General features: G+C 50.2%; 6 protein-coding genes. 1 reads left to right on the top strand and 5 read right to left on the bottom strand.

The window, feature by feature from the left end; translation table 11 throughout:
* Nucleotides 1-107 precede the first annotated feature (107 nt).
* The 4 genes from infB to rimP form a co-directional block, all read right to left on the bottom strand.
* Entirely contained in the window at nucleotides 108-3,167 is a 3,060-nt protein-coding gene (infB, locus tag MICAI_RS14630; RefSeq protein WP_008203459.1) for a translation initiation factor IF-2, read from the bottom strand.
* A 109-nt stretch (nucleotides 3,168-3,276) separates the two neighbouring features.
* Nucleotides 3,277-3,558 (bottom strand): YlxR family protein, encoded by a 282-nt coding sequence (locus MICAI_RS14625; protein ID WP_008203458.1) that lies wholly within the window; start codon nucleotides 3,556-3,558, stop codon nucleotides 3,277-3,279.
* Complete coding sequence (gene nusA / locus MICAI_RS14620) at nucleotides 3,555-4,751, bottom strand: transcription termination factor NusA (protein WP_008203457.1); 1,197 nt, start codon at nucleotides 4,749-4,751, stop codon at nucleotides 3,555-3,557. The genes MICAI_RS14625 and nusA overlap by 4 nt, the downstream gene beginning before the upstream one ends.
* 178 nt (nucleotides 4,752-4,929) lie before the next feature.
* Complete coding sequence (rimP, locus tag MICAI_RS14615) at nucleotides 4,930-5,400, bottom strand: ribosome maturation factor RimP (protein ID WP_008203456.1); 471 nt, start codon at nucleotides 5,398-5,400, stop codon at nucleotides 4,930-4,932.
* Between the two features lie 214 nt (nucleotides 5,401-5,614).
* On the opposite strand from rimP, the gene ftsH reads away from it, so the two are divergent.
* Entirely contained in the window at nucleotides 5,615-7,510 is a 1,896-nt protein-coding gene (gene ftsH / locus MICAI_RS14610; RefSeq protein WP_008203455.1) for an ATP-dependent zinc metalloprotease FtsH, read from the top strand.
* 85 nt (nucleotides 7,511-7,595) lie between these two features.
* Here ftsH and MICAI_RS14605 read toward each other — a convergent pair whose 3' ends face one another.
* On the bottom strand, nucleotides 7,596-8,384 hold the full coding sequence (locus MICAI_RS14605) for a response regulator transcription factor (protein ID WP_008203454.1): 789 nt from the start codon (nucleotides 8,382-8,384) through the stop codon (nucleotides 7,596-7,598).
* Between the last annotated feature and the right edge of the window lie 482 nt (nucleotides 8,385-8,866).

Below are 8,866 nucleotides of genomic sequence, written 5' to 3'. Positions count from 1 at the left end.
AATTATGAATTATGAATTATGAAGTGGGGAGGTGGGGGAGTGGGGGAATTATGACTGATAACTGATAACTGATAACTGATAACTGACTCCTGACGGTGACCGTCTAATTAACTGGATAAAGTGCGGCGTTTCATGACCATTTCGTAGGCTTCGATAATGTCGCCTTCTTTCCAGTCATTGAATTTAGAAACACCGACACCGCACTCGAAACCGGTGGCCACTTCCCGGGCATCTTCCTTCATCCGTTTGAGGGAATCAAGAACCCCCTGATAAACAATTTCCTTGCCGCGACGCACGCGCAGGAAGCGGTTCCGCACCAGTTTACCGGATTGGACATAACAGCCCGCCACGGCCCCACGACCGACGGTGAAGACGGCCCGCACTTCGGCGAAACCGAGGTGTTCTTCCACTTCTTCGGGGTCGAGAAGACCTTCCATCGCCCCTTGAATATCATCGAGGAGCTTGTAGATGATATTGTAATCGCGGATATCGACCCCTTCCCGATCGGCGGCAGCCCTGGCCCCACTGGCCAGGGTGGTATTAAAGCCCACCACCACCGCACCACTAGCGGCGGCCAGATCCACATCGGTTTCGGTGATTTCCCCCGGAGAGGCGAGGAGAACGCGAATCTGCACTTCGTTTTGGGGTAACTGTTTAAGCGCACCGAGGATGGCCTCGACGGAACCTTGCACATCTGCCTTAAGGATGAGATTAAGTTCCTTGAGTTGTCCTTCTTGAGCTTGGATAGAGAGGGTGCTAAGGCTAACGCGACGGGAGGAGAGGGCCTGTTGTAAACGGGTGTTGCGTCGTTCGATCGCCCGTTGATCAGCGATCGCCCGGGCCTCTTTTTCACTTTCATAGACATCGAATTCATCGCCAGCGGCCGGGACATCACTAAGACCGAGGATTTCCACGGCGAAGGAGGGGGTGGCCGCTTCGACTTTTTGACCGCGATCATCGATCATCGCCCGAATTTTGCCGAAAACGGAACCAGCGACGATGCTATCGCCCACCCGGAGAGTGCCATTCTGGACGAGCAGGGTAGCCACGGGCCCTTTGGTGCGATCGAGGTTAGCTTCGATGACGGTTCCCTTAGCCAAGCGATCGGGGTTAGCGACCAATTCTTCTACTTCTGCCACCAAGAGGATCATTTCCAGCAGATTATCGAGATTTTCACCCCGCAGGGCGCTAACGGGAACCATGATCGTCTCACCGCCCCAATCTTCAGCCACCAGTCCCTGTTCGGTCAATTCCTGTTTAATCCGGTCGGGGTTAGCCGAGGGTTTATCGACTTTGTTAATGGCCACCACGATGGGGACTTCGGCGGCCCTAGCGTGACTAATTGCCTCTTTCGTTTGCGGTTGTACGCCATCATCGGCGGCTACCACCAGCACCGCTATATCGGTGACTCTCGCCCCGCGGGCGCGCATGGCGGTAAAAGCTTCGTGGCCGGGGGTATCCAAAAAGACAATCTGTTCTGGTTTGCCGTTATGTTCCACATCGACGTGGTAAGCACCGATATGCTGGGTGATGCCGCCGGCTTCTCCTTGGGCGACTTTGGTTTTGCGGATCGAGTCGAGGAGGGTGGTTTTACCGTGGTCAACGTGACCCATAATGGTGACGACGGGAGGACGACGCTGGAGACTTTCCCAGTCGGAGACATCGATCATTTCCGTGGTTTTGATTGCCGCCGACTGGGTGCTGGGGGTTTCCACGGCCATCTCGAAGTCCCTGGCGATCATTTCGATGGTGTCCACGTCGAGAGTTTGGGTGATATTAACCGCCATCCCTTTAAAAAATAGGGTTCTGATGATCTCGGTTTCGGGGACTTTCATCAATTCCGAGAGGTCGCGCACAGTGAGACTGCCGGTGATGATGATGCTTTCCGGGCGTTTTTCCTCTTGGGGTTCTTGGCGCTCGCTTTTCGGACTGCTGGTATGGGCGCCTGGTTTACTAGGCCGCTTAACTTTGACTGCTGTTGGAGTGCCGGGGGTGGTTGCTTTCGCGCTGGGCGGTTTGGGGGGACGAGCGGTGGAAAGGGTAAAACTGGGGGTGTTGATTAACCCGGATAGTTCCGATTCTAGATCATCGTCATCTTCAAAGAGAGCCTGGGTGCGGCGTTTGTTTTTGCCGGCAGTTTTGGCGGTTTTGGCCGCTTTTTTCTCTTCTTCTTCTTCTTCTTCCCAGCTAGATTTTTTGGCCATGCGAGGGGGCATGGTGGGTCGTTTGAGTTTTTTCAGCCCGTCTGCTCCCAGCAATCCGGTATCTGTATCGATTTCTGTGCCATCAACACCAGATTTCTTGGTGGTATCGGTTTCTTCCTCGCCGGTAGCCGAGATTTTGGCGGGCAAACCGGGGCGAACTGGGCGCTTCAATTCCACCGTCTCCCGCACTTCTCTGGCTGGTTCCCCCAGTTTCGGGCTTTTTCCGTCGGTTTTGCGGTTGAGGGTCGGTTTTTCGGGTTTAGCCAAGCCAGCCCTGCGCTCAGGACTAGGGGCGTTTTCGCTCTCGCCGCGCTCGCGTTTTTCTCCCCGGGGCCTGTCGTTACTGCCGGGGGCATTTTTGGCTCGGGGTTCTGGCCGGCTCGAGGCGGTTTCAGGGCGTGGTTTCTGGGTGAGGGAGGGTCGATTGGGTGGGGCGATCAAGGTGGGGGCTGCTTCTGGGACTAGCGGGGTTTCGGTCGGGGTTTCTTTAACACTGGGGGTTTGAGACAGCATCTCTGCTGCAGTGGCGGTGGCTGCATTCTTCTCCTCCGTAGGGGGAGTTTTTTCGGCCGCCTCGTCGCTCCCCCAGGGAGCGACGAGGGGTTTCACCGGGGGACGGGGGGGACTGATTAAAGTCGGTTTGGCCGAGGAACTGCCGGAACCGGGATAGTTTAGCCCCTCTTCGCCGGTTTCGGGGCGGTTGTGTTTATGCAGGGCTAAAATCTTTTGTTTTTTTTCTTCGGCAGGACTAGCCGATTCTCGCTGACCCATGCTAGTTTTCCCGGTACTCGAGGCCACTCCCTTGGCCGCAATCGCTTTGATGCGTTGGGCATCCTCTTCGCTGATCGTGCTACTGTGGCTCTTGTACTCGATGTTTAACTGGTCACAGATGTCCAAAATGTCTTTGTTGTCTAGATTCAATTCTTTTGATAAATCGTAAATTCTGACTTTCGCGTTACTCATCCATTATCCCCCGGCTAAATTGTTAGTGATCCTATAAGTTGGCTGATTTTTTGATCCTGTCAGGAGCCCCATTTCTATGCTAACGATTTTGTGGCTATGATCGTCAATTTTAATCCTGATTTGCTCGACCTTGCTCGCCAGGCCCGAGTCGCTCTTGCAAGGAGTCATAGAGCGTTTCGGGAATATTGGCTTTTAGGGCGCGTCCGAGACGATTTTTTTGCCTGGCTAGTTGCAGGCAGTGGGACTGCGGACAGATATAGGCGGCTCTTCCCATGCCTTGATCTAATTGTATCTGTCCGGACGGGTGTAGTCGGACAATTCGCCAAAAGGATTCTTTCGGGGCGAAGAGACGACAGCTAATACAGCGTCGATAATTGACGAAGGGATTCATTCTTCTTCTAAATCCTGCAATTCTAGGTCTTTTTCAGCGTTTTTTAGCTCTTGTTCGCCTTTATAGAGGGCGATATCCTTAATATCGATTTTCCAGCCCGTCAGACGGGCGGCTAAACGCACGTTCTGCCCTTCTTTGCCAATCGCTAAACTTAATTGATCCTGGGCGACCAGTACCAATGCTTGTCTTTCTTCGGCATTAGTGAACAAAACTTGGTCGATACGGGCGGGACTAAGGGCATTGGCGATGTAGGTGGCCGGATCCGGAGACCAACGAATCACGTCGATTTTTTCCCCCCGCAATTCGTTAACCACGGCTTGAATCCGCGAACCTCTGGCCCCAATACAGGCCCCAACCGGATCCACGTCTCTTTCTAGGGTATCGACGGCGATTTTTGTCCGCGAACCAACGTGACGGGAGGGGGGATTGGCTTCCCGGGCGACGGCGACAATACGCACGATTTCCTCCTCGATTTCGGGAACTTCGTTGGCGAACAGATATACTACTAAACCCGCCGCCGCTCTGGAAACGATTAATTGCGGGCCCCGGTGAGAACCTTCTAGGACTTTTTTGAGCAGCACTTTAAAGGTGGCGTTGGCCCGATAGTTATCGTTGGGCAGCTGTTCCCGTTTGGGTAGTTCTGCTTCCACTTCCGGTTGACCGTAGGTGCTTTGTACCATGACAATAGCGGCCTGTCTTTCAAAACGGACGACCCGGGCCTGTAAAACCGTTCCTTCTAGATCTTGGAACTCCTCTTGAATCAGTTTGCGTTGGTTATCCCGCAGTTTTTGCAGTAAAACCTGTTTAGTTTGAATCGCCGCCATGCGACCAAATTCTCTTTGGTCGGGGGTGACATCCAGAACTACTTCATCCCCTAATTGGGCCTCATCGGCCACTTCTTGCACTTCTTTGAGACCGATGTGATGGTCGGGATTAGTCACTTCTTCGACAATAGTTTTAGTAGAAAGGATGCGAAAGCCTTCTTCTTCTACGTCTAATTCCACATCAAAGTTATTGAAATAATCTTCATGAAATTGAGCTGCTTTTTCTAAACTTTGGGCGCGGCGATAACGTTCGTACCCCTTGATAAGGGCTTCACGCAAGGCTTCCTGTACGGCATTTTTGGGCAGATTATGTCGTTGGCTAATTTCTTCGATCATCATTTTTAACCCAGGCAAATTAACAGTGGCCATAATTATTTTTTCTCCTTACTTTTGAGTTATTAGTTTTTTATCCGTCAGCCTTGTATCAGTTATCAGTTATCAGTTATCAGATGTAAGTTATCAGATGTAAGTTTTAAGTTAATCAGTTAGTGAGTTATTTATCTTCATCCTTATCCCTGATCACTGTTTACTGATTACTGTTTACTGATCACTGATTATTGCGCTGCTCATCTAAACGGACGCTGATGACGGTAGTGCGATCGATGGTCAGGGAGCGACCTTTTTGGTTAAGATAAATAGATTGCTCATCTCTACCTTGCAGTTTTCCGCGCCATTCTTGTGGTTTTCCCTGGCCATCCTGGCCGGTAACGATGACGGGAAAACCTTTAAAAGACTGAAATTCGCGCTCGCTGCTCAGTTGTCGAGAAATGCCGGGGCTAGATATTTCTAAAACGTAGGTCCCGGGTAAGACTTCTTGACTGTCGAGGGCGGTTTCTAGGGCCCGACTCATCTGCTCACAGTCCTCTAAACCAGTATCTCCCGTAAGATTGCGAATATCGACGCGCAGGACGGGAGGCCTTTTATTGGTTTGGAAAACGATATCGACCACTTCTAGCCCCAAGTTTTCAGCGATAGGGGTGGCTAGGTGCAGCAGGTCGGGAATGAGCGGATGGGTCATGATTTGGACAATAAAAAAAGCGGGCGAAACCCACTTCCCTAAACTGTTAGTGATTGGGATAGGCAGTGGTTAGACCACCTAGCTAAATATAGTATAGCAAAAAACCGTCATCACTATTTCCCCTCAGGGTCGTGCCTGGGGGAAAACAGAACAGTGGTCACGATCGAGTCGATCTGTCACAATGAATACAGGGTAACTAGATATAGAGTCAATTATGGATCAAAAATCTCCGCTCACCGTAGTTAGAGCCAACTCAGCTAAGAATCGTGGTAATCGGCAAGTATGGAAAGGGATTGTCAGCACTTGGATGATTCTGCAAACCTTTGGCCATGTCACTCCTGCTTGGAGTCAAAAAAACCCAAATACCCTCACCTACGGTGAATTGTTAGAGAAGATTGACCAAGGCAAGGTAAAAAAGGTGGAAATCAATCCTTCTTTGCAGCAGGCAGCAGTTACCCTCGTCGGTCAAACGGATAAGGATCCCCCGAAAGAAGTCAATTTATTTGACCAAAATCCCGAATTAATCAAGAAACTCGATGCTGAAAAAATTGAGTACGGCATTCTCCCCAGCACTGACAATTCGGCCTTGATCAATGTTCTCACTAACCTGTTAGTTATTATTCTCGTCTTGGGATTATTGGTGTTTATTATCCGTCGTTCTGCCAATGCTTCCGGCCAAGCGATGAACTTCGGTAAATCAAGGGCGCGGTTTCAGATGGAGGCGAAAACCGGCATAGAATTTAATGATGTGGCGGGGGTGGATGAGGCCAAGGAAGATTTACAGGAAGTGGTGACATTCCTCAAACAACCGGAAAAATTTACGGCTATTGGCGCAAAAATCCCGAAAGGAGTCCTGTTAATCGGGCCACCTGGGACGGGGAAAACTTTACTGGCTAAAGCGATCGCAGGAGAGGCGGGAGTGCCTTTTTTCAGCATCTCCGGGTCGGAATTCGTGGAGATGTTCGTCGGGGTTGGTGCGTCGCGAGTGCGAGATCTGTTCCGAAAAGCCCAGGAAAATGCCCCTTGTTTGGTGTTTATCGATGAAATTGATGCCGTTGGTCGTCAAAGGGGGATCGGTTATGGGGGAGGTAATGATGAACGGGAACAAACCCTGAACCAATTATTGACGGAAATGGACGGTTTTGAGGGAAATACTGGCATTATCGTCATTGCCGCCACCAACAGGCCTGATGTTTTGGATTCGGCCTTGCTGCGTCCGGGTCGTTTTGACCGACAGGTGGTGGTGGATTATCCAGATTCTAAGGGACGTTTGGCCATTTTAGAGGTCCATTCTCGCGATAAAAAGGTGGCTGCCGATGTGGCGTTGGCGGCGATCGCCCGTCGCACCCCCGGTTTTACCGGGGCAGATTTGGCTAATATGCTCAACGAAGCGGCGATTTTTACCGCTAGAAGGCGCAAAGAGGCCATTACCATGGAGGAAGTCAACGATGCCATCGACCGGATTGTGGCCGGTATGGAAGGGCGCGCTTTAGTCGATAGTAAAGCCAAGCGTTTGATCGCCTATCACGAAGTCGGCCATGCGATTGTCGCTAGTCTCTGTCCCGGCCACGATCAGGTGGAAAAAGTCACCCTGATTCCCCGGGGTCAAGCGCAGGGGTTAACTTGGTTCACTCCCGATGAAGAACAGGGTTTAACCAGTCGTTCCCAGTTATTAGCCCGAATTGCGGGATTATTAGGGGGAAGAGTGGCGGAGGAATGTATCTTCGGTGAGGATGAAGTGACCACCGGTGCCAGTAGTGATATTGAAAAAATTACCTATCTGGCCCGACAGATGGTAACGCGTCTGGGAATGTCGGAATTGGGATTAATTGCCCTAGAGGAGGAGGGCAATTCCTATCTCGGTGCTGCTGGTGCCGGTTATCATGCCGACCATTCTTTTGCGATGATGGCGAAAATTGATGCACAAGTAAGGGAAATTGTCAAGCAATGCCACGATTTAGCAACAAAAATTATCCTTGACAATCGTGGGGCGATTGATCGCTTGGTGGATATACTGATTGAACAGGAAACCATTGACGGCGACGAATTTCGGCGTTTATTGACGGAATTTCAGCGACAAGCGGATCGGTCAATGGTGACTACGGTTTAACTGGCCCTTCGTCTCCTCGCTTCGATTCAGTGGTTAGGAGACGATTTCCGCCAAAAATCTGCTCATTGGTCGGACAAAGCCAAAATTAACGACTAACATTGTGAGCGGGAATTTTACTCATGGAATGACCGTTATGATTGCCTTTGGTGGGGGCAATAATATTAGCTTCTAAAGCTGAATTGATCTCGGCCAACATTTCTAGATTGAAACGATAGCCGACGTTGCGGACGGTTTGAATTAAATTAGGTTGTCTGGGATCAGTTTCGATTTTTTTCCGCAAAGACAGAACATGAGTATCAATTGTCCGGGGATTATCGATTTCCTCGGGCCAGGCGCGACGCAGTAAATCAGCTCTTGATAGGGGTGTTCCCTCCGCTTGGGCTAAAACGTAGAGTAGGCTAAACTCTTGGGGCGTTAATTCGATATACTCCCCGCGAAATTGTACCCGTCGTTGGGCTAAATCTATTTTTAATTCCCCATAATCCAAGTGTAGGGGAGCTGCCCCACCGCGTAAACGACGGGTTAACACTTCCACCCTAGCCATAAATTCTTGCATTCCAAAGGGCTTTCTCAGGTAGTCGTCGGCCCCGGCTTTTAAACCATTGACCACATCTTTTTCGCTATTACGGGCCGAGAGAATCAGGATTAAAGACTGTTTTTGTTGATCAAGCCAACGGCAGAGTTCGATTCCATCCCCATCTGGCAAGTCGGAATCGATAATTGCTAAGGTTGGTTGACGATGAAGGAAAGCTTGACGCGCACTTTGCAGGGTTGCCGATTGGTTAACAAAATAACCGGCCTGTTGCAGATGCCAAGCTAATAGTGATCGCAAGTGCGGGTTGCCCTCAACAATAGAAATATAGATCGATACCACCTGAGTTTCTGCCCCATTACTGCACAGATTGACACATTGTCAGGGTATCAGAATTAATGTCAAGATGTTGTAACAATCGTAACATTCGTTAGCCGTCAGACTTCGGCGTGAGCTTTTGTCGAACGCTTTTTTCTCCCTGCTCCCATCTCCCGTCTCCCCTTCTCCGCTTCTCCCCTTCTCCCCTTCTCCCCACTTCATCATTCATTCATCATTCATAAGTAAGTAGGTGGGTGGAATTAAATATAAAATGAACGTAGGTTGGGTTGAAGCATGAAACCCAACACCCGCATGGGTTACGCTACCGCTAACCCATCCTACAAATAATTGTGCCTACCTACTTAGCTGGTTATAATTAAATTAAAAATGGATTTGAGGTTCGATACCCCCTTGATCCTAGGGCTGTTTCATTCTCCCATCAGAATATCAAAAGTAAAAGCGATCACTATCTTTGTAAAATGAGAAGTGACCGCCAACCTTTCAAA

The organism is Microcystis sp. T1-4, from assembly GCF_000297435.1.
In the GTDB taxonomy this organism is placed as follows: Bacteria; Cyanobacteriota; Cyanobacteriia; order Cyanobacteriales; family Microcystaceae; genus Microcystis.
Note: the sequence above shows the minus strand (reverse complement) of the source record. Positions and strands in the feature narration are given on the sequence as shown.

Coding starts and splice junctions, on each gene's coding strand:
- infB (WP_008203459.1), bottom strand. CDS start 3,167: ATGAGTAACGCGAAAGTCAGAATTTACGATTTATCAAAAGAATTGAAT.
- rimP (WP_008203456.1), bottom strand. CDS start 5,400: ATGACCCATCCGCTCATTCCCGACCTGCTGCACCTAGCCACCCCTATC.
- ftsH (WP_008203455.1), top strand. CDS start 5,615: ATGGATCAAAAATCTCCGCTCACCGTAGTTAGAGCCAACTCAGCTAAG.
- nusA (WP_008203457.1), bottom strand. CDS start 4,751: ATGGCCACTGTTAATTTGCCTGGGTTAAAAATGATGATCGAAGAAATT.
- MICAI_RS14625 (WP_008203458.1), bottom strand. CDS start 3,558: ATGAATCCCTTCGTCAATTATCGACGCTGTATTAGCTGTCGTCTCTTC.